At 30.7% G+C, this 24221-nt stretch carries 15 protein-coding genes; 8 read left to right on the top strand and 7 right to left on the bottom strand.

Annotated features, from left to right (window positions below; genetic code table 11):
* Positions 1-87: 87 nt before the first annotated feature.
* From R3X25_RS01650 to R3X25_RS01620, 7 genes are all read right to left on the bottom strand, one after another.
* On the bottom strand, positions 88-879 hold the full coding sequence (locus tag R3X25_RS01650; protein WP_317671215.1) for an SDR family oxidoreductase: 792 nt from the start codon (positions 877-879) through the stop codon (positions 88-90).
* A 3-nt stretch (positions 880-882) separates the two neighbouring features.
* Positions 883-1713: an amidohydrolase family protein gene (locus tag R3X25_RS01645; RefSeq protein WP_317671213.1), complete on the bottom strand. Its 831-nt coding sequence runs from the start codon at positions 1711-1713 to the stop codon at positions 883-885.
* Between the two features lie 10 nt (positions 1714-1723).
* Positions 1724-3160 carry a tagaturonate reductase gene (locus R3X25_RS01640; protein ID WP_317671211.1) on the bottom strand — a complete coding sequence of 479 codons (1437 nt, stop codon included), beginning with the start codon at positions 3158-3160 and terminating at the stop codon, positions 1724-1726.
* 14 nt (positions 3161-3174) lie between these two features.
* The gene (locus R3X25_RS01635; protein ID WP_317671209.1) at positions 3175-4827 is read right to left on the bottom strand and encodes an altronate dehydratase family protein; all 1653 of its coding nucleotides are present in this window, start codon (positions 4825-4827) and stop codon (positions 3175-3177) included.
* 36 nt (positions 4828-4863) lie between these two features.
* Complete coding sequence (locus R3X25_RS01630; RefSeq protein WP_317671207.1) at positions 4864-5532, bottom strand: bifunctional 4-hydroxy-2-oxoglutarate aldolase/2-dehydro-3-deoxy-phosphogluconate aldolase; 669 nt, start codon at positions 5530-5532, stop codon at positions 4864-4866.
* 97 nt (positions 5533-5629) lie between these two features.
* Positions 5630-6676, bottom strand: coding sequence for a sugar kinase (locus R3X25_RS01625; protein ID WP_317671205.1), 1047 nt, complete (start codon positions 6674-6676; stop codon positions 5630-5632).
* 32 nt (positions 6677-6708) lie between these two features.
* Complete coding sequence (locus R3X25_RS01620; RefSeq protein WP_317671203.1) at positions 6709-7716, bottom strand: zinc-binding alcohol dehydrogenase family protein; 1008 nt, start codon at positions 7714-7716, stop codon at positions 6709-6711.
* 207 nt (positions 7717-7923) lie between these two features.
* Between R3X25_RS01620 and R3X25_RS01615 the strand changes: the two genes are divergently transcribed.
* The 8 genes from R3X25_RS01615 to R3X25_RS01580 all read left to right on the top strand — a co-directional run bounded on the left by R3X25_RS01615 (position 7924) and on the right by R3X25_RS01580 (position 24211).
* A complete protein-coding gene (locus R3X25_RS01615; protein ID WP_317671201.1) occupies positions 7924-8961 on the top strand; it encodes a LacI family DNA-binding transcriptional regulator in 1038 nt (345 codons plus the stop codon).
* Between the two features lie 51 nt (positions 8962-9012).
* Positions 9013-13272, top strand: coding sequence for a two-component regulator propeller domain-containing protein (locus tag R3X25_RS01610; protein WP_317671199.1), 4260 nt, complete (start codon positions 9013-9015; stop codon positions 13270-13272).
* A gap of 165 nt (positions 13273-13437) precedes the next feature.
* Positions 13438-14958 carry a sulfatase-like hydrolase/transferase gene (locus R3X25_RS01605; protein WP_317671197.1) on the top strand — a complete coding sequence of 507 codons (1521 nt, stop codon included), beginning with the start codon at positions 13438-13440 and terminating at the stop codon, positions 14956-14958.
* A 138-nt stretch (positions 14959-15096) separates the two neighbouring features.
* Positions 15097-18354, top strand: coding sequence for a glycoside hydrolase family 2 TIM barrel-domain containing protein (locus R3X25_RS01600; RefSeq protein WP_317671195.1), 3258 nt, complete (start codon positions 15097-15099; stop codon positions 18352-18354).
* 9 nt (positions 18355-18363) lie between these two features.
* A complete protein-coding gene (locus tag R3X25_RS01595; protein ID WP_317671193.1) occupies positions 18364-20463 on the top strand; it encodes a glycoside hydrolase family 97 protein in 2100 nt (699 codons plus the stop codon).
* 202 nt (positions 20464-20665) lie between these two features.
* Positions 20666-22081, top strand: a complete 1416-nt coding sequence (locus R3X25_RS01590; protein WP_317671191.1) for a sulfatase-like hydrolase/transferase — start codon at positions 20666-20668, stop codon at positions 22079-22081.
* A 162-nt stretch (positions 22082-22243) separates the two neighbouring features.
* The gene (locus R3X25_RS01585; protein ID WP_317671189.1) at positions 22244-23116 is read left to right on the top strand and encodes a family 16 glycosylhydrolase; all 873 of its coding nucleotides are present in this window, start codon (positions 22244-22246) and stop codon (positions 23114-23116) included.
* A gap of 6 nt (positions 23117-23122) precedes the next feature.
* A complete protein-coding gene (locus R3X25_RS01580; RefSeq protein ID WP_317671187.1) occupies positions 23123-24211 on the top strand; it encodes an SGNH/GDSL hydrolase family protein in 1089 nt (362 codons plus the stop codon).
* Positions 24212-24221 lie beyond the last annotated feature (10 nt).

Below are 24221 nucleotides of genomic sequence, written 5' to 3'. Positions count from 1 at the left end.
GTTATTTAAGATGTGTAAAAATAAAAAAACACAAACCTTTCATTTGAATGGTTTGTGCATTTTTATAGAACATATGTGTTTTAATTTCTATTCTGTAAGAAGTGACCTGTCTAAATGGACATATCCACCATCAACTGTAATAAATTGACCAGTTGTATGTGATGATTTTTCTGAAATAGTAAACAAACAAGTATCCGCAATTTCATCTGGTGTAGTCATTCTATTCTCTAAAGGAATTTTCTTTACAATAGATTTTAATTTTTCTTCACCGTTTTCTAACGTTTTTATCCAAGCATCGTATGCTGGAGTCCAACTTTCAGCAATAATAATTGCATTAGAACGAATCCCAAATTTAATTAAATCTACAGCCCATTCTCTAGTTAAACCTAAAACACCACCTTTTGAAGCAGCATAACCTGAAGTTCCACCTTGACCAGTTAAACCAACTTTAGAACCAATGTTAAGAATATTTCCTTTTGAAGCTTTTAAAAATGGTAACGCGTGTTTTACAACTAAAAAGTAGCTTACCATATTTAATTTTAATGAATTCATAAATTCATCGTAAGAAGCATCTAAACCAACACCATCATTTACACCAACATTGTTAATTACAGCATCAATTTTTCCATATTTGTCAGTAATAGTTTTGATTGCTTTTTCAATTTCATCAGGATTTGTAACGTCTGTTTGACAAAATGTTGCGTCTATTCCTTTTTCTTGAAGTTCTTTAACATATTCAAAACCTCTTGCATTTCTATCTATAATTGCAGGAACAGCTCCTTCTTCAGCTAAATGTTGAAGAATTGTTTCTCCTATGCTTCCTTTGATACCTGCGGCACCAGATATAACAACTACTTTTCCTTTTAAATTTAAGTCCATTGTTTATTTTATATTGTAGAATATTGTAGCATTTTCACCCATAATAGAGGCTTGTTCTGTTGAACTTAATTGTGCTATAAATTCTGTTACTAATTCTTTTATTTTTTTATAATTTCCTGCCACCAAGCAAACTGGCCAATCTGATCCAAACATAATTTTTTTCCAACCAAAAGCAACAAAAACCAATTTCATATATGGTGTTATTTGTTCTGGTGTCCAAGTTGTGTAATCAGCTTCAGTTACCATTCCTGAAAGTTTACAGTACACATTTTCACATTTTCCAATTTCGAACATTAAAGCTGCCCAACCATCGTAAAAACCATCTTTTATATATGGTTTTGCAATATGATCTATCACAAATTTTTGATTTGGAAATTTTTTTACCAATTCTAAAACTGCTCCTAATTGATGTGGAAAAACTAAAATATCATAGGTGAAATCATATTTTTCTAACGCTGCAATTCCTCGTAAGAAATCTGGGCGTAACAAAAAATTATGATCTGGTTCACCTTGTACAACGTGTCTAAAACCTTTCAGTTTTGGATACTTGCTGTATTCTTTTAAAACTTCTTCAATATTTTCAGCTCGTAAATCTACCCAACCAACAATTCCTTTAATAAAATCGTTTTTATCGGCTAAATCTAAAAGAAAATCAGTTTCTTCTAACGTTTGATCTGCTTGTACAGCAACACAACCATCAATTCCATTTTCAGCATACACTTTTTGTAAATCAGAAGGCATAAAATCTTTTCGAATTACCGACATAGCGTCGTCAATCCAATCGTGTTTTACGGGTTCGTATTTCCAAAAATGCTGATGCGAATCAATAATCATATTTCTAAAATTATTTTACAAAAGCGTCTAAAGTCGCTTTCATACCATTGTTTAAAATTGCTTCTAAATGTGTTGTGACTTCTTCTTGAAGACCATCAATTTCAGTTAAATCTGTTCCCCAGAAATCTTTATTAGATAATGTTTTTTCAGCAACTTCAACAAAATTATTATTAGCCCAAGCTTCTTTAAAGAAATCTAATACAGCAGCATCATCTTTTAATGCAATTTCAGTTCCATTTCTATCACCTTTATAAAAAGTAATTAATGCAGCTAAAGAGAATAATAAGTTTTTAGGTAACTCATTTTTACGTTTTACATATTCTAATACAGAAGGTAAAACTCTTGTTTTATATTTTGAAATAGAATTTAATGAAATACTCATTAATTCGTGTGCTAAATAAGGGTTTCTAAAACGGTCTAACACATCTGCAGAAAACTGACTTAATTCTTCAGCAGGTAAATCTAATGTTGGAGAAATATCGTTGAATAAGGCATTTTTTAAGAATTTACCTACAACTTCATCTTCTAAAGATTCACGAACTCTATCAATTCCGTATAAATATCCAACAGGAACTAGGGTAGTGTGAGCACCATTTAAAATACGCACTTTTCTTGTTCTGTAAGGTTCCATATTGTCTGTAAATACAACATTTAAACCACAAGCTTCAGAAGGAAATTCATCTTTAACAGATTCAGGTCCTTCAATAACCCATAAATGGAATTGTTCACCTTCAACCACTAAATTATCTTTATAACCTAATTCTTTAGTAATAGCATCCATTTTATCTCTTGGATATCCTGGTACAATTCTATCAACTAACGTATTACAGAAAATATTGTCTTCATTAATCCATTCAACAAACTCATCACCTAAATTCCAGTCTGTAGCGTATTGTAGGATTATTTTTTTTAAGTTATCTCCATTACGGTCAATTAATTCACAAGGAATTACAATTAAACCTTTGTCTGAAGCACCATTAAATATTTGGAAACGCTTATACATTAAAGCAGTTAATTTTCCAGGGAAACTACTTTGAGGTGCATCATCTAATTTATCGTTAGCATTGTAAGAAATACCAGCTTCAGTAGTGTTAGAAATAACAAAACGTAAATCAGGATTTTCAGCATTTGCTAAATAATCAGCATAATTTTCGTAAGGATTAATTCCTCTTGTAATACAATCAATAACTTCTTTTTCACTTAAAACTTCACCGTTTTTAATTCCGTTTAAGTATAAAGTGTATAAACCATCTTGATCGTTTAACATTTTAACTAAACCTTGGTCAATAGGTTGTACTACTACAACACCAGCATCAAAGTCTGCTTTTTTGTTCATTTCGTGAATCATCCAGTTTGCAAAGGCTCTTAAAAAGTTACCTTCACCAAATTGTAAAACTCTTTCAGTATACGAATTTGATTCTACTGTTGTTCTATTTAAATTTTTCATTCTATTTGGTTATATTATAAAGAAATTCCTCTTTTCCAAGGAATAAAATCGTTGTGTCCTTTAACTACTGCTTTTGATGGAGTTTCACCACTTGCCACTCTAATAACGTGGTCTAATATTTTTTCACCCATTGTTTGAATAGTATCTTCACCTGTAATAACAGTACCTGCATTAATATCAATAATGTCATTCATTCTTTCATATAACTCTGTGTTACTAGACATTTTTAATACAGGAGTAATTGGGTTTCCTGTTGGAGTACCTAAACCGGTTGTAAATACAATTACATTACAACCCGAACCAGCTAAACCGGTAGTACTTTCAACATCATTACCAGGTGTGCATAATAAGTTTAAACCTGGTTTTGTAATTTTTTCAGCATAATCTAATACTTCAACAACTGGAGATGTTCCACCTTTTTTGGCAGCACCTGCAGATTTCATTGCATCGGTAATTAAACCATCTTTAATGTTTCCTGGAGAAGGATTTGCTTCAAATCCAGAACCTACAGCAACAGCTGCTGCAGAATAAGAACGCATAATTGAAGAGAATTTTTTAGCGTCGTCTTCATTTACACATCTATTAATAATATTTTGTTCAACTCCGTTTAATTCTGGAAATTCAGATAAAACTGGAGAACCGCCAAGTGCGGCTAATAAATCTGCTGCATAACCTAGAGAAGGATTTGCAGAGATACCTGAAAATCCATCAGAACCACCACATTCTAATCCTAGAACTAATTTGTTTAAAGGCGCTGGTTTACGCTCAATTTTGTTAGCTTCCATTAAACCTACAAATGTATGTTTAACTGCTTGTTCAATTAATTCACGCTCACTGGCAATTTTTTGTTGCTCTAAATAATGTACAGGTTTGTAACCATTAGGATCTTTAATTTTTAATGCTTTTTCAAGCATTTCAATTTGAGCATTTTGGCAACCTAAACTAAAAATTGTAGCTCCTGCAACATTAGGGTTCGCAATATAACCGGCTAATAAGTTACATAGTACTTCAGAATCCTGACGGATTCCTCCACAACCACCATCGTGTGTTAAAAATTTAATACCATCTACATTTGGAAAAAGTCTGTTTTTAGCCATTTCTTCTTTTGTAGCAATAATAGGTGTGTTGTAAATATCTTCAGTTGAAGCACCTGCTTTGTACTGCGCAATTAAAGCGTCAGTATATACAGCAAAATCTTTTTTTGTTTCATAGCCTAATTTTTCAGAAAGCGCACCTTCTAAAACATCAATATTTCTGTTTTCACAGAATGTTAAAGGAATAACTAACCAATAATTTCCAGTTCCTACACTACCATCTTTACGGTGATAACCGTTAAAAGTTCTGTTTTCAAAGTTTGAAGTGTCTGGAGCAGTCCAAACAAATTTTTCATTTGAATCGTTAAAATCAGCAGAAGCGTGTTTAATGTTTTCAGTAGTAATAGCTTCTCCTTTTTGAATAGGAAGTACAGCTTTACCAACTAAAACACCATACATAAAAATTTCATCACCTACAGCAAAATCTTTTAAAGCAAACTTGTGTTTACTTTTAATGTTTTCTTTTAAAATGATTTCTTCACCATTTACAACTGTTTTTAATCCTTTTGGAAGATTATCAATAGCAACAATTAAGTTATCTATTGGGTCTATTTGAGCGTAGTTCGCAGACATATTAGTGGTTAGTTATTTCTTTGTAAATAAGTTAAATTATCCTCTTACTTCTTTAATTAAAGCCATTGCTTCTTCAACTTTAGCTTTTAATCCGTCGTAATCTTTATTAGCGATAATATCTTTTGAAATTAATTGAGAACCCATTCCAACACAAGTTACACCTGCATTAAACCATCCAGTTAAGTTTTCTTTATTTGGAGCAACACCACCAGTAGGCATAACGCTAGTCCAAGGTTGAGGTCCTTTAATACCTTTTACAAATTGAGGTCCGTAAATATCTCCAGGGAATAATTTTACGATTTCACATCCTAATTCTTCAGCTCTGGTAATTTCAGTTAATGTACCACATCCAGGAGACCATAAAACTTTACGTCTATTACATGCGATTGCAATGTCTTCTCTTAATACTGGAGTAACAATAAAGTTTGCTCCTAAAGCCATATATAATGAAGCCGCAGCTCCATCAGTAACTGAACCAACACCCATTATCATTCCTGGTAATTCAGCAATTGCATATTTTGTTAGTTCACCAAAAACTTCGTGAGCGAAATCTCCACGCGCAGTGAATTCCATTAATCTTGCACCACCATCGTAACAAGCTTTTAATACTTTTTTACTTAATTCTATATCGCTGTTAAAAAACAAAGGAATCATCCCTGTTTCTTTCATTGCCGTAGCAACTTCTATTCTTGAAAATTGTGCCATTGTATGTGTTTTTATTGTTTATGTGAAATCGTTTACTTGTTGAGTTAAAAATTAATTTAACTATTCAACAAGTAAACGATTTAACTTTAATTTTTAATTATCTAGCAACTCTACCAGAAGCATCACCACCCATTAATTTGTTCACTTCGTCAACAGTTACCAAGTTTGCATCACCTTTAATTGTGTGTTTTAAACAAGAAGCTGCTACTGCAAAGTCTAATGCATTTTGATCATCTTCAGGGTATTTAAGTAATCCGTAGATTAAACCTCCCATAAATGAATCTCCACCACCAACTCTATCTACAATATCAGTAATTTGATATTGGCGAGTTTCTAGCATTTGTTTTCCGTCATATAATACACCAGCCCAAGTATTATGAGATGCTGAAATAGAACCACGTAAAGTTGTAATTACTTTTTTAGCTCTTGGGAATTTTTTCATCATTTGTTGACAAACAGATAAGAAAGCTTCTGCTTTTACATTATGTCCTGCAGTTTGTACAGCAGCACCATCTGGTTTAATTCCAAAGTGCATTTCTGCATCTTCTTCATTTCCTAAAACAACATCACAGTAAGATGTTAATTCTGTCATGATTGCTTCTCTATGAGCATCGTCACAGAAATTCCAAAGTTTAGCACGGTAATTTAAATCTGTAGAAATAGTAATACCTAATTTGCTAGCTGCTTTTACAGCTTCCAAACAAACATCTGCTGAACTTTGAGAAATTGCAGGAGTAATACCTGTCCAATGGAACCATTCAGCTCCTTCAAATACTTCTTCCCAATTCACCATTCCAGATTCAATTTCAGACATTGCTGAATGTGCACGATCATAAACAACTTTAGATCCACGAGAAACTGCACCAGTTTCTAAAAAGTAGATACCTAAACGGTCTCCACCCCAAACAATTTTATCTACACCAACACCTCTTTTACGCATTTCCATCATTGCACATTCTCCAATATCATTTTTTGGTAAACGTGTTACAAAATCTACAGGAACTCCATAATTAGCTAATGATACAGCTACGTTAGATTCTCCACCTCCATAAATTGCATCAAAGCTATTTGCTTGAGAAAACCTTAAAAATCCTTGAGGAGCTAATCTTAACATGATTTCTCCAAATGTTACTACTTTTTTCATTGTTGTTATTATTTATTTAGATTGATTACTTGTTAAAAATTTACAGTTGCTTTGATAACTCCTGTTTTTGGATCTAACCAACTGTCAAAGTTTTCTATCATTTCTGTAAAAGGTACATTGTGTGTAATAAACGAGTCTGTAGGAAATTGACTTAAAACACTAATTACGTGTTCAAAATCTTCAGTAGTTGCATTTCTACTACACATTAATGTCATTTCTTTGGCATGAACAGCAGGATGCATGTAAGTTAATTCACCTTTAGATAAACCAACTAAAACAAATCTTCCTCCGTGAGCCATATAGCTTGGTCCAGCTTCTAAAGCAAATTTATTTCCTGAAGCATCAAATACAGCAGTTGCCATGTCTCCGTTTGTGATTTCAGAAATTTGTTTTACTGGGTCATTACCAGCGTTTACAATATAGTCTACACCAATTTTATCTTTAGCATAGGTTAAACGATCTTCGTTCATGTCAATTGCAATTACTTTAGCACCTTCAATTTGAGCTAATTTCATAATTCCAATTCCTATTGGTCCACAACCTACAACCACTACATATTCATCTTTTTGAACAGCAGCTCTTCTAACAGCATGCGCTCCAATTGCTAAAGGTTCAACAATTGCCATTTCATCATCAGATAAGTTGTTTGCAGGTAATAAAATATCTGCAGGAACTGAAATTTGTTCTTGCATACCACCATCTCCATGCACACCTAAAACTGTAATGTTTGTACAACAGTTTGTTTTTCCATTTCTACAAGCAATACATTTACCACAACTAACATATGGCATAACAACTACTTTGTCTCCTGCTTTAATTCCTCTTTCGTTTTCTCCAATTTCTAAAACTTCAGAGGCAAGTTCGTGACCTAAAATTCTTGGATACGTAAAAAATGCTTGATTACCAGAATATGCGTGTAAATCTGTACCGCAAATACCAACTTTATTAATTTTTAATAAAGCTTCGTTTTCTTTTCTTATAGGTGCTTCTTTCTCTTTTAGAATAAATTCACCTGGTTTTTCACAAACTATGTATTTCATTATATAAAAATTTCTTATTATTTCTAGTTTTGTTCAATCGATTGAACAGTTTATCAAAAAAAGAGAAAACTGCTTTGAAACATAATTAGTGATTAGTTTGTGAGCTACTCTCTTGTTATACGTGTTTAAAATAAACCCTTGTTGATTTTGTGTATTCTAAAAAAGGTTATAAATTTGTTCAAACGATTGAACAAAGATATATAAAATTTGGTAAATAAAAAAAAATCAACAATAAAAGATATTGCTAATGTTTTAGGAATTTCTCCTTCTGCAGTTTCTAGAGCTTTAAGTGACCATCCTCGTATTAGCGACAAGACTAAAATTGCGGTTAGGCAAGTTGCTGAAAACTTAAATTATCAGCCTAATCATTTGGCAAGTGCTTTAAGAAAAGGAAAAAGTAACCTGGTAGGTGTTATTGTTCCACGAAATAATAGCAATTTTTTTTCTTCCGTGTTAGAAAAAATGGAAGAAGTTTTAGATAAAAATGGATATCAGATAATTATTACTCAATCAAATGAATCTTACAAAAAAGAATGTAAAAGTATTGATGCTTTATTGTTTTCGCAAGTAGATGGAATAATTGCATCTATGGCTAATGAAACAACTAATTTAGAGTACTATAATAAAATTAAAGCAAAAGGAGTTCCTTTGGTTTTATTTGATAGAGGAGAAAATGATTTAAATGTGGATTATGTTGGGATAGATGATTATTTGAGTAGCCAATTAGTAGTGGAACATTTAGTAAGTCAAGGTTGTAAAAGAATTGCTCACATAGCTGGTTTTAGTCATACAAGAATTTACAAAAATAGAATTAGAGGGTATATTGATACTTTAAAAAAATACAACTTGCCATTTAATGAAGAGCTAATAATTGAAAGTAATTTAAGGTTAAATGATGGTAGAGCTGTAATGAAAAAATTACTAAAATTAAAAGAGAGGCCAGATGCAGTTTATGCTGCAGGAGATTATGCAGCTTTAGGAGCTTTGCAAGTTATGCAAGAAAATAATGTGAGAGTTCCAGAAGATATAGCTTTGGTTGGTTTTAGTAACGAGCCTTTTACGTCTTATATAAAACCTTCAATTTCAACTATTGATCAACATAGTGATAAAATCGGAAAAATAGCTGCCGAAGCTTTTTTAAATAGAATAAAACACCCAGAAATTGAAGTTAAATTAAATAAAATTATATTAACTCCAGACCTTGTTATTAGAGAATCTTCTAATAGGAAAAAGTTTAATAATTAGATTAATTTACATTAAAAAAAATACCTATATTACGTTTCGTAATTTTTACTTATGATAAATAAATATTTTAATAATATATATATAATTTTAGTATTGCTATTAAGCTGTTTTATAGAGAATAGTTTAGCACAAAACACTATTGAATTTGAACATTTATCAACAGCTGATGGGTTATCTCAAAGTGATGTAAACACAATTTATCAAGATAAACAAGGGTTTATGTGGTTTGGTACTCATGATGGTTTAAATAGGTACGATGGGTATAAATTTACAGTGTTTGTGCCAGATTCAAATGATTCAACAAGCATTAATAGTAATTTAATTTTTGCTATTGATGGAGATGAAAAAGATAATTTATGGGTAGGTACTACAGGAAAAGGGTTAAATTATTTTGATAGAACAACAGAGAAATTTACACATTATGTACATGATAAAAATAATGACAATAGCATAAGTAGTAATTATATTAATACCCTTTACGTCGACAGTAAGGATAGGTTATGGGTGGGAACTGATTTGGGGATTGATATGGTTGAAAGAGATAAAACTACAAATGAAGTAAAAATAAATCACTATGATTTTAGTGTACCTGTAAATCCTCTATTTGGAAATATAAATATTAACTGTTTTTATGAAGATAGCAATCATCAAATATGGGTTGCAGGAATACAAGGATTGTTTAAATTATCGAGAGATGAAAATGGTGATTTTTATTTTCAATATTTAAGTGAAATATTTGGAATTACTCAAATGCAAGTGCGAAGTATTATTTTAGATTCACTTGGAAGAATGATAATTGGTAGTTCTAATGGTTTATATGTTTTAGATTGGAAAAACGAGAATATAAAGCTTGAAAAAATTACTTATGGATCTTTCAATAAATTAAAAATTAGTAATAATGAGCTTTGGGCAGGAGGAGTGAATGGATTGTATCACTATTCTATAAATACTACAACTAATAAATACAAATTAATTAAACACTATAAATACGATCCTAAAAATCCTTCAGGAACTTTAAGCAGAAGTAGTGTAAAATCATTGTTTATTGATAAAACTGGAATAGTTTGGGTTGGTTCAAATGCAAGTGGTGTAAATAAATTAGATTTACATCAGAAAAAATTTCAGCATATTAAAAAAACTTTAAGTCCAACTAGTTTAACTAATTCTAGTATAAAAACAATTTTTGAAGATAGTAATGGAGCACTATGGATAGGAACAGAAGAAGGCGGATTAAACTATGTACATAAAAAAGATAAAAATAAAGAGTATACAAATTTTAATAGTTTATTAAATAATAGAACTCCGATTAAAATATTTGAAATTGAGGAATTTGGTATAAAGAAACTTTTGGTTGGAACTACAAATTTCCCGGGTTTATATGTTATTGATATTACTAAACCAAATCAAAATTATGTTGCAGAATTAAATAAAGAAATTCCTAACAGTGTTTTTTCCATACTTCAAGATAAAAATAAAAATTTATGGATAGGTACATACAGTGGTGGTTTATATAGGTGGTTAAAAAGTGAAGGTTCTAGCGGATATAAAAAAGACGTTTTATATAATAATATAAACGATTCAACAAGTATTCCAAACAATATAATTAGAGATATTTATCAAGATAAAAAAGGGAATATTTGGTTTGCTACTGCAAATGGATTAAGTATGTTAACAGAAGAGGAATCTATTGTAAAAAGCCCCAAATTTTTAACTTTTAAAAATGAAAAAAACAACCCTTTAAGTTTAAGTCATAATTACATTCTTACCATTTTTGAAAGTAGTGTTGGAGATTTATGGTTAGGAACTCTTGGAGGAGGATTAAATAAAATTATATATTCTGAAAAAGGAGAAATAACTTCATTTAAAACATATTCCAAAAATAATGGATTACCAAATAATGTTATAAAGGGTATTTTAGAAGATAAACTTGGAAATTTATGGATTTCTTCAAATGGAGGGTTATCAAAATTTAACCCTACTTCCGAAGAGTTTAAAAACTATGATATTAATGATGGCTTACAAAATAACGAGTTTGGCGAATTAGCTTGTTTAAAAAGAGAAAATGGAGAAATGTTGTTTGGAGGAGTTAATGGTTTTAATATTTTTAATCCTGAAAACATAAAAGAAAACAGTAGTAAAGCTCAAACAGTTTTAACAGGCTTTTCTATATTTAATAAATTAGTTAAAATTGGAGAAAAAGTTAACGGAAGAGTTATACTACAAAAATCAATAAATCAAATTGAAGAAATAGAATTAAAATATAGCGAAAATAGTTTCTCATTTGAGTTTGCCGCATTGCATTATGCAGCGTCAAGAAAAAATAATTATGCATATAAATTAGAAGGTTTTAACGAAGATTGGATGTATACCAATTCAGATAATCGCTACGCAACATATACTAATTTAGAGCCAGGTGATTATGTGCTAAAAGTTAAAGCTTCTAATAATGATGGTGCTTGGGATGAAACACCCTATGAATTAAAAATAAATGTAAAACCACCTTATTGGAGAACTAATTACGCAAAAGTAATTTACGCCTTACTATTTTTAGCAAGTTTGTTAGCTTTTAGACGATTTACTATAATTAAAACCACCAAAAAGCATCAGCTAGAATTAGAACATTTAGAAAAAGAGAAGCACGAAGAAATTAATAAATTAAAATTAGAATTTTTCACTAATATTTCTCACGAATTTAGAACTCCATTAACTCTAATTAAGGGGCCACTTGAGTTTTTACAAAAAAAAGGAGAATCTTTAAGTGCAGACAAAATTAAAGAGCAATATAATTTAATGCAAAAAAATACGGAATACCTTTTAAGATTGGTAAATCAACTTTTAGATTTTAGAAAAATGGATAAAGGTAAAATGGATCTAAAAGTGGGAGAAAGTAATTTAGCATATTTTATTGAAGAGGTAGGAGAACCATTTCAGTTTTTGGCTAGAAATAAAAATATAGATTTTAAAATTAAAAGTGAAAATAAAAAAATGCTGGCTTGGTTCGATCCAGATGCTGTTGAAAAAATAATGAACAATTTGCTGTCAAATGCATTTAAATTTACTCCAAAAAATGGTGAAATTACAGTATCATTAAATAACGGTCTTGATTTTAAAGTGCCAGAAGGTATGAAAACCAAAACAGATAAGTCAAATTACGTAATTATTAGCGTAAAGGACTCTGGCCCGGGAATACCAAAACATAGAATTAATTTTATTTTTGAAAGATTTTACGTAGACCGAGATGTGCGTAAAATTAATACAGAAGGATCTGGAATTGGATTGGCTTTTATTAAAAAATTGGTTGAATTACATCAAGGAAGTATTGATGTTTCGAGTAATCCAAAAGATGGAACGCAATTTCTAGTTTGGTTACCAATACATAAAGAGTCTTACGAGAACATTAATGGAATATATTTTAGTGACCCAGAAGAAAGTAAAACTTTTATAAATCAGAAAAACGCTGAATCACATGCTATTGAAGTTATTGATGATATAGTGGATCAAAACATTTCAAAAACACGTTCCAAATTACCAGTTGTTTTAATTGTTGATGATAATTCAGATATTAGAGCCTTTATAAAGCAAGGATTAATTGATAAATACGATGTTTACGAGGCTGAAAATGGTCAGCGAGGATGTGAACTTGCCAAGAAACTGCTTCCAAATATAATTCTAACAGATATTTTAATGCCTGTAATGGATGGAATAGAGTTTTGTAATAAGCTAAAATCTACACAAGAAACAAGTCATATTCCTGTTGTAATGCTTACAGCTAAAATCTCTCAAGAATGGGAAATAGAAGGTTTAAGAACAGGTGCAGATGCTTATATTCGAAAACCATTTGATATGGAGTTGTTAGAGTTAAAACTCGAGAATATTTTAAAGCATAGAGAAGAATTAAGACGACGATTTAATAGAGAAATAACACTTCAACCACACGAAGTTACTGTAACATCTGCCGATGAAAAATTTCTGCAAAAGGCAATAGATATTGTTGAGAAACATATGATGAATACAGAATTTAGTGTAGAATTATTGGTGAAAGAAATGGCTTTAAGTAGAAGTAATTTATACTTAAAAATTAAGGAACTAACAGGGTTGTCTTCAAGTGAGTTTATTCGAAATATCAGATTAAAAAGAGCAATGCAACTTTTAGAAAAAAGCGATTTATCTGTAAAAGAAATAATGTATATGACAGGTTTTAATACAGCATCCTATTTCTCAAAATGTTTTAAAAAGCAATTTGGAGTTATTCCAAGTAAATACGTTAGGGAGGTAAAAAATTCAGAAAATAAAGATTCAGAAGAAAATTAGTTTATAGAAAGATTTATAATCATTTGTACCAATTATTTGTACATATGTGATCTGTATTATATTTATTATTGATGACTTTTGATGTGTAAAATAAAGTATAGTTTCATTTAAATGGAAATAGAAACGCATCACTTATATAGAGTATTAATTATTTATAAATAGAATATGAAATTTAAAGGATTGATAATTGTAGTATTTGCATTTTTTATTTCTTGTAAAACAACAGTTCAACAAGAAGAAGCAAAGCCCAATATTGTTTTTATTTTCACAGATGACCAAACTTATTCATCTATTCAAGCATTAGGTAACAAAGAGATTATTACGCCAAATATGGACAATCTTGTAAAAGAAGGTACAACATTTACTCATGCATATAATATGGGATCTTGGAGTGGAGCTGTTTGTGCGGCTTCTAGAGCTATGATAAATTCTGGACGTTCTGTTTGGAGAGCAAATAAGTTTAGAAAAAACTGGAGTAAAAAGGATAGTGTAAGTATAAGTAAGTCTTGGGGGAAATTAATGGAATCTGCAGGTTACGATACTTATATGACAGGGAAATGGCATGTAGATGCTCCAGCAGATATGGTATTTCAAAATACTACTCATATTAGACCAGGTATGCCAAAAGATGCCTGGGATCATTTTACAATGGTAAAAAAATTCGATTCTTTATCAAAAATAAAAGGCGCAAATTCAGAAGATATAATGCCAAACGGTTATAATAGACCACAAGATGAAAATGATAAATCTTGGTCGCCATCAGATACTTCAAAAGGTGGTTATTGGCAAGGAGGAAAACATTGGAGTGAAGTACTTAAAGATGATGCTATTGGTTTTATAAACCAAGCAAAACAAAAAGACAATCCATTTTTTATGTATTTAGCTTTTAATGCACCTCACGATCCTCGTCAGGCACCACAAGAATATCAAGATATGTATTCTTTAGAAAATATTTCAGTGCCAAAAAGTTTTTTACCTGAATATCCATACAGACATAATATTGCAAATGGAGATAATTTACGGGATGAAGCTTTAGCGCCGTTTCCGAGAACAGAATATGCAATTAAAGTTCATACAAAAGAATATTATGCAAGTATTACGCATGTGGATGTACAAATTGGTAAAATTATTGATGCCTTGAAGAAATCTGGTAAAATGGACAATACCTATATTATTTTTACTGCCGATCATGGTTTAGCAATGGGGCGTCATGGATTGTTAGGTAAACAAAGTTTGTTTGATCATAGTATGCGTCCTCCAATGGTAATTGTGGGACCAAGTATTCCTAAAAATCAAAAAACCAATGCAGATGTATATCTGCAAGATGTAATGGCAACATCATTGGATATTGCAGGTGTAGAAAAGCCAACTTATGTTGAGTTTAATAGCTTTTTAGATATTGCAAAAGGCGAAAGAAAAGAGAGTTATTATAATTCTATTTACGGCGCATATTTAAGTGTGAGCCGCATGATTAGAAAAGATGGATATAAATTATTGGTGTATCCTGAAATTAATAAATTATTATTGTTCGATATGAATAATGATCCTGAAGAAATGCATGATTTAGCAGGTGATATTTCAAATAAAGAAAAAATAAAAACAATGTTTGATCAGTTGTTAGTGCTTCAAAAAGAAATGGATGACCCGCTCGATATATCAAAAATTTATAACGAATTTTATAAATAAGAATAAAAAAAACCTCAATTATTATTGAGGTTTTTTTATATAAAAATCATTTGTATTACTTATTTAACCAAATCACTACAATTAAATTAAGGTAAGTCTTTAAGTTTGTATATAGTTTAAAATATACCAACTACTTCAATGAGAAAACTTACATTTTTAGCAGTATTATTTATTAGTTTTATTTGTTATTCACAACAAAAAAACGATTGGGAAAACCCAAATGTCAATCAAATTAACAGGTTGCCAGCAACTTCTACTTTTTATAATTTTGAAAATGAATCTCAAGCATTAGCTGGAGAAAGAGAAGCTTCAAAATATTACAAATCTTTAAATGGAGATTGGAAATTTAATTGGGTAGCTAAACCTGCTGATGCTTCAGAAACTTTTCAAGAATCAAATTTTGATGCTTCAGGTTGGGATACAATTGATGTTCCTTCAAATTGGGAAATGAGAGGATATGGTACGCCAATTTATACAAATTCTACCTATCCGTTTTTTAGCGATTTTCCTAATATAAATCATCACGATAATCCAGTTGGACATTATATTAAATCTTTTGAAGTTGATACTTCTTGGAATGATAAAGATGTAATTCTTCATTTTGGAGGAGTTTCATCGGCATATTATGTTTGGGTAAATGGTGAGTTTGTTGGGTATAGTGAAGATACTCGCTTATCGGCAGAGTTTGATATAACTGAACATTTAGTTAAAGGTGAAAATAAAGTTGCAGTTAAAGTATATAGATGGAGTGATGGAAGTTATTTAGAAGCTCAAGATCATTGGAGAATGAGCGGAATTGAACGAGAAGTTTATTTAAAAGCAGTTCCAAAAGTTAGATTGTCTAACTTTTTTGTAAGAACAGATTTTGATGATAATTATGAGAATGCAAAACTTCAAATTAGACCAGAATTTATTGCAAATATTGCAAATAAATATGTTGAAAAAGTCGGGCATTTTGGAACAGCACCTTTAAAAACTACAGTGGATAATTGGACATTAACTACTAAACTTGTTGATGCAAACGGTAATTCTATTGGAAAAGAAACAGTAACAAAATTAAGTAAGTATTTTGGTGAATTATATCCTCAAAGAGACAATGTCTATTTCGGAATGATTGAAACTGAAGTAAAAACTCCAAAACAATGGTCTTCAGATGATCCTTATTTATACACACTTTTACTTGAAGTGAAAGATGATAAAGGAAATCCAGTGCAGTTTTCAAGTACAAAAGTTGGTTTTAGAGAAGTTAAAATTGATGATAGAGGTCGTTTTTTAGTAAATGGAAACCCAGTTAAAATGATTGGTGTGAATCGTCACGATCATCATATGACTAACGGTAAATCACTATCAAGAGCAGATATGGAAGAAGACGTTAAATTAATGAAACAATTTAATTTTAACGCAGTTAGAACTTCTCATTATCCAAACGATCCTTATTTCTACGATTTATGTGACACATATGGAATTTATGTAATGGATGAAGCAAATTTAGAGTCGCACGGTGTTCGTGGGCAATTGTCTAATGTTTCAGAATGGAGTAATACATATTTAGAGCGTGCAGTTAGAATGGTTGAGCGCGATAAAAATCACCCAAGTATAGTTATGTGGAGTTTAGGAAACGAGTCTGGAATGGGACCAAATCACGCGGCAATGGCAACGTGGATTAAAGTTTTTGACCCTACGAGATATGTGCATTATGAAGGTGCGCAAGGAGTACCAACACATCCAGATTATAAACAAAAGTTTTATACGCAAGATCACGGAAATCCAACAGATCCGTTTTGGGTAGATATGTTGAGTAGAATGTATCCACAGCCTTGGGAATTACAAGATTTAATAGACGATACAAGTGCGATTGATAATAGACCAGTTGTAATGTGTGAGTACGCACATTCAATGGGAAATTCAACAGGGAATATGAAAAAATATTGGGATGTTATTTATAATAACGACAGAGCTTTAGGTGGTTATATTTGGGATTGGATTGATCAAGGAATATTGAAAAAAGACAAGAACGGAAAAGAATATTTAGCATATGGTGGAGATTTTGGAGATACTCCAAACGATGGAACATTCTGTATTAATGGAGTTATAGCATCAGATAGAACACCAAAACCTGCAACATATGAATGTAAAAAAGTAAATCAGCCAGTTGTAATTTCAGCAGTAAATGCTTTAAAAGGTGAGTTCGAAATTTTAAATCGTCATCACGCGGTAGATTTATCTAAATACGATTTGTTTTGGAATATTACTGAAAATGGTAAAATTATTCAACAAGGAAATATACTGTCATTAAATACGAAACCATTTCAAACAGATAAATTAAGAGTAGATTTCAAAAAACCTAAACTTAAAACGGAAGCTGAATATTTTATAAACATTCAAGGAAAATTAAAAGAAAATGAACTTTGGGAAAATAAAGGATATTTAGTTTTTGAAGAACAGTTTAAATTAAACTATTCAGTAAAAAAAGCTGAAAATTTAAAAAGTAATTCAACCTTAACAATTGTTGAAAACACTAAAGAAGTTATTGTAAAAAACAAATCAGTTTTATTGAAGGTTGATAAAGCTTCAGGATATATAACTTCATTCAAATCAAAAGGAATCAATGTTGTTTCTACTCCTTTAAAATTAAATTTCTGGAGAGCAGAAACTGAAAATGATGAAGCATATAGAAAAAGCTTAAAAAAGCAAAACGAACTTGATTGGATGAATGCCGGAGATAACTTTAAAGCAACAAACGTTTCTGTAAGTGCTGAAGAAAAAGGAAAAGTAATAGTAAATGTTGTCGGTGAAATTTCAAACCCAAATACAAAAGTAAATTTAGTGTATACCATTTTAGGTAGCGGAGAAGTAAAAGTAGATTACAATGTAGATATTGCTGAAGGAGCTCCAAATGCACCAAGAATAGGAATGCAGTTCGATATTACAGACAAGTATGGAAAGTTAACTTATTTTGGAAAAGGACCACACCCAAATTACGCAGATAGAAATTATGGTTCTCACGTAGGTTTATATTCTGGAAAAGCAAAAACTATGAGTTATCAATATGTGTATCCAGAAGAATTTGGAAATCATACAGAAACACGTTGGTTTAAAGTTGAAAATAATAGAGGACGTGGAATTTTAGTAAAAGGTGAAGATAAATTAAGTTTTAGCGTGGTACCTTATAGTACTAATAACTTACAAGAAGCGAAACATACAAATCAGTTAATAGATAGAGATGTGTTAACTGTAAATATAGATTTAAAACAAACAGGTGTTGGTGGAGATGATACTTGGTCGCCAAGTGCAGAACCACATAAAGAGTATTTAAATACACCCGGAAACTATAATTATTCATTTTATTTAGTGCCTTTTACTTCAACAGTAAAAGTTGAAAAGATTAAGTTTTAAATTAAAGATATGAAAAAAGTAGCTTATTTAATTGCAATTTTATTAGTTATAAGTTGCAGTCCTGTTAAAAATGCGAATACCTCTGTTGTATCTCCAAATAGTGAAAATACAGTTCAGTTTTCCTTAAGTGAAGATGGGCAGTTGTTTTACAATGTTAGTACAATTGAAACCAAATTTATAAAATCATCAGCGTTAGGATTTGAATTAAAAAATCAATCTTTAAAAAATGGTTTTGAAATTATTTCTTCTGAAGAAACTACTGAAAACTCGCAATGGAAAACAGTTTGGGGGCAACGAGAAACAGTTACTAATAATTTTAATGAATTAACACTTCATTTAAAACAAAAAGAATCAAATGTTTTAATTGATGTTGTTGCACGTTCTTATAACGATGGTGTTGCATTTAGATATGTTTTTCCAAAGCAAGAAAACTTAAAAGATTTTGTAATTGCCGATGAGTTAACAGAGTTTAATTTTAATGGAGATTACAAAGCTTGGTGGAATTTTGCCGATTATGATAATTACGAAAAAGTATATTACAATTCACCAATAAGTAAAATAGGCGATTCTATAAATTTTGCACGAAGACCTGGTAAAGAAGAGCGTGCAAATATGGCAAATACACCAACAACTATTGAGGTTGCTGATAATTTAATAATAAGTATTCACGAAGCAGATTTAACAGATTATGCCGGAATGAATTTGCTAAATACGTTAGAAGGAACAAAACTAAAAGCACATTTAACACCTTGGTTAAATGGAGATTTGGTAAGAGCTTCAACACCATTTCAATCGCCTTGGAGAACTATTCAAATTGGTAAAACGGCTGGCGATTTGGTAGAGTCTGATTTAATTATGAATTTAAATCCACCTTGTGCATACGAAACTACAGATTGGATTGAAACATATAAATACATAGGTATTTGGTGGGAATTACATATTGGGAAATCTGCTTGGGCAGAGAAAACTCAATTTGGAAGACCAATTAATAGACCGCACGGAGCAAATACTAAAAATGCAAAATATCATATAGATTTTGCAGCTAAACACGGAATTCCAGATGTGTTAATTGAAGGCTGGGATAAAGGTTGGGATGATATGGAAGGTTCTTGGACTGGTTACAATATTTTCGACTGGAAAACTTCAACAGATGATTTTGATATTGAAGAGGTTTGTAGATACGGAAAAGAAAAAGGTGTTAGAATGATGATGTATCACGAAACAATTTCAGATATAGATCATTATGAGCCAGCAATGGATGAATTGTATAAAATGTGTGCAGATTTAGGTATAAAAACGGTGAAGGTTGGTTATACAGGTGATGTGAATTATGACTACGATAAAAAAACATACCGTCAACATCATCACGGTCAATATATGGTTCGTCATTATAAAAAAATGGTAGAAGCGGCAGCGAAACATAAACTATTAATTGTAAATCACGAACCAATTAAATTTACGGGAGAACAACGTACGTATCCAAATTTAATGGCTAGAGAAGGAGCAAGAGGGCAAGAATACAATGCTTGGAGCGAAGGAAATTCACCAGAACACGGTGTTGTATTGCCATTTACAAGAATTTTAGGAGGTCCAATAGATTACACACCTGGAATTTTTGATGTGTTTTTACCAGATAAACCTTGGAGAAAAGAAAGTTTTAGAGTTCGCTCAACAATTTGTAAGCAGTTAGCATATTATTTAACAATGTTTAGCCCTATTCAAATGGCGGCAGATTTACCAGAAAATTACGAAGAAAATGCTGCATTTCAGTTTATTAAAGATGTACCAACAAATTGGTCTGAAAGTAAAGTGTTAAACAGTAAAATAGGTGATTATTATACGGTTGTAAGAAAAGAAAGAGGAACAGAGAATTGGTATTTAGGTAGTATTAGTGATGAAAACTCGAGAGAGTTTGAAATTGATTTATCATTTCTTTCAGAAGGCCAAAAATATAAAGCTACAATTTATGCAGATGCTAATAATGCAGATTGGGAGTCGAATCCTGAAGCTTTCGAAATTGAAACAAAAGAAGTTACTTCAAAAGATAAATTGAAAATAAAGTTAGCCGCAGGTGGTGGACAGGCAATAGAATTTAAGTTAATTGATTAATTATAATGGTGTTTTGTAAAAATTGATTATTGTGAAACCGAAAGTGTTTAAAAGAGAAGTTGTAGAACTTCTCTTTTTTTATTTTAGCATTACACATATGAAGTAGTTATATGCACAAATGAATAAATTGTTTAAAATGATCTTGATTAAATTTGACAGTGTTAAATATCAAAATAGAAAAACATAAACTTAATAATTAATTATGAAATCTAAACTAGCTATTTTATTTATAGCAATTATTTGCTTTTCATGTTCAGAAAAAAGTAAAGAGAAAACAATTGAAACTAAAAACTCTGAAAAACCAAACATTATTGTAATTCTTACCGACGATCAAGGTTGGGCAGATGTTGGTTTTAATGGAGCTACAGATATTCCAACTCCAAATTTAGATAAAATGGCAGGTGAAGGAGTTATTTTTTCAAATGGTTATGTTTCGCATCCATATTGCAGTCCTTCAAGAGCTGGTTTGTTAACTGGGCGTTACCAAGCACGTTTTGGGCACGATTGTAATATGCCTTATGATGTGGAAAGTGATGAAACTGTAGGTACACCACTTTCAGAAAAAATGATGCCGGAAGCTTTTAAAGAATTAGGTTATAGAACAAGTGCAATTGGTAAATGGCATTTAGGAGATCACGAAGATTTATGGCCTCCAGCACAAGGGTTTGATCATTGGTTTGGTTTTCCTGGTGGTGGAATGAATTATTGGGGAAAATCCAAAAATAAAATTCAAACTATTTATAGAAATAGAAAAGTAGTTCCTGAAGATGAGCTAACTTATTTAACGGATGATTTTACAGACGAAGCAATTAATTTTATTACTAAAAAAGATGACAAGCCATTTTTTATGTATTTGGCTTACAATGCACCACACGCACCAGATCACGCAACAAAACAATATTTAGAAAACACTAAACATATTGAATATGCGGGTAGAAGTATTTACGGCGCTATGGTAAATGGTGTTGACCATGGTGTGGGTAGAATAGATTCTACACTAGTTGCCAATGGAATGAAAGATAATACCGTAATTGTATATTTAAGTGATAACGGAGGTAGAGCTAAACATGCAGATAATAGACCATATAGAGGACACAAAGGAATGTTGTTTGAAGGTGGAATTAAAGTTCCTTTTAGTATTACTTGGCCAAACGGAATTAAACCAAATCAGGTTTATGAAGAGCCAATTATTTCTTTAGATTTATTTCCAACTTTATTGAATATGGCAGGTGGAGATGCAACTAAAGAAACTCAACTTGAAGGAAAAGATTTGTTACCATATATTGAAAATGAAGTGGTTGGAAAGCCACATGAAATTATGTTTTGGCGTTCTGTTGGTGGTTTTGAATATGCAGTTAGAAAAGGAAAGTATAAGCTGTATAAAAGTTCATATAAAAATAAAACCTTGTTGTTTGATTTAGAAAATGATTCATATGAACGTTATGATATTTCTGAAAGTCATCCAGAATTAATGAAAGAGTTAGAAGCTGAATATAAAAAATGGGATGCAAAAAACATAGAGCCACAATGGTTTGATCCTCATAAAGAAAATGTATTGAAAGAAGAAAAGAAGTTTCAAGCAGATAGAAGACGATCTTTAGGTCCAAAAGAAAAATAAGTTAAAAAATATAAATCAGTAAAAAAGAGGAGCATAGATTGTGCTTCTCTTTTTTGTTTAGAAAGTGAGTTAATAATAAATCATATGTAGTACAATTGCAATCAAATGTTGTTTAAAACTATAATTGCAAATCGTAATTTTATTTTTTTAAAATTTGAAATTATGTTTAAAAGGTTTTTTATATTTTCTATTGCGTTATTTTTGGGTAGCTTAACTATTTCGGCACAAAATTTAACTATTCCTCCAAAGAATTATGTTGATTCAGTAAAGGTTGAAAATAGAGTTGAAAGAACTACTAATAAGTTTCCATTATCTGATCAAATCAACGCTAAAAACTGGAAATTATTAACTAAATATTCTGATGAATTTGAAGGTGAAAAATTAAATGAAGAACGTTGGTATCCAAATAATCCAGGTTGGAAAGGTAGAAAACCTACTTATTTTCATGGTTCAAATGTAAGTTTAGAAGATAATGAATTAGTCTTTAGAGTGAACAAACACGGGAATGAAAAATTACCTGAAGGGTATACTCATTCAACAGGTTTTATAAAAAGCAAACAAAAGTTTTTATATGGTTATTTTGAAGCCAAAGTTAAGTTAATGAACGCTCCTTGGGTTTCTGGTTTTTGGATGACAAATGTTAGTAAAGATTGGTGGACAGAAATTGATATCTGCGAAAACGCTCCAGGTTTACATTACAACAGACACGATCTAAATTCTAATATCCATGTATTTAGAGCACCAGAGGATAAAGGTGATGTGAAAAAGCATTTTTCAAGAACAAAAAAATATTATTTCCCAGAAGAACTACAAGCAGATTATCATGTTTGGGGATTAGAGTGGACTCCAGAATTTATTCGTTTTTATATAGATGGTATTTTATTTAGAGAAGCAAAGAATACACATTGGCATCAACCTTTAGAAGTGAATTTTAATTGTGAATCTAACAAGTGGTTTGGTGCATTACCAGATGATAATAGATTAGATGGAGAATACCATGTGAAATATTTTAGAACTTGGCAATTAAAAAAATAATCCTGAATGAAGCATTTACTAAAACTTTCATTCGTTTTTCTATTTATAGTAGCTTGTAAATCTTTACCTACAGCTACAAGTACAACTTTTGTTAAACATTCAGATAATAAAATTGTTTATGAAGGTAGAGTTGGACAAAATGAAAATAATTCAGCTTCTGAAATTTATTGGTCAGGAACTTCAATAAAAATAAATTTTAATGGCACTTCAGTAAAAGCAATTTTAGATGATGAAAATGGTACTAACTATTTCAATGTTATAATTGATGGAACGAAATCTGAAATTTTAAAATTAGAAAAAGGGAAAAAAGAATATGTTTTAGCAAAAGACTTGTTAGAAGAAAAACACTCTTTAGAAATAACTAAAAGAAATGAATGGACATATGGTAAAACACAGTTTTTTGGTTTTGAGATAGATGGAGAACTTTTAGAAAAAGATAAAGAAAAAGAATTGTTTTTTGAATTTTATGGAGATTCAATAACTGCAGGTCATGGAAATGAAGATTTCACAGGTGAAGATAAAGCAGATGGAAATGTAACAAATAATTATAACACTTATGCTGCAATAACGGGAAGAGTATTTAATGCTGAATATTCTTGCATTGCGCGTGGAGGTATTGGAATAATGGTAAGTTGGTTTAATATGATTATGCCAGAAATGTATTACAGATTAAATCCAAATGATGAAAATAGCAAATGGATTTCACAAAAAACACCAGATGTTGTTGTTGTAAATTTATTTCAAAATGATTCGTGGATAGTAAACAGACCTAACCATAAAGAGTTTAAAAGAAGATTTGGGACTGAAAAACCTTCCGAAGAAAAAATTATTGAATCCTATGCAAATTTCATTAAAAGTATTAGAGCAGAATATAAGAATACATCAATTGTTTGTTTGCTTGGAAATATGGACATAACAAAAAAAAATTCACAATGGCCAAATTATATTACAAAGGCTGTTAATAGTTTAAAAGACTCAAAAGTATATACCTGTTTTGTACCTTATAAAAATACAAAAGGGCACCCAAAAGTAGAAGATCATCAATTAATTGCAAACCAATTAATTAGCGTAATAGAAAATAGAATTATTAAATAATTAACCAATA

This window comes from Lutibacter sp. TH_r2, from assembly GCF_033101135.1.
GTDB lineage: Bacteria > Bacteroidota > Bacteroidia > Flavobacteriales > Flavobacteriaceae > Lutibacter.
This window is presented reverse-complemented; position numbering and strand designations above follow the sequence as displayed.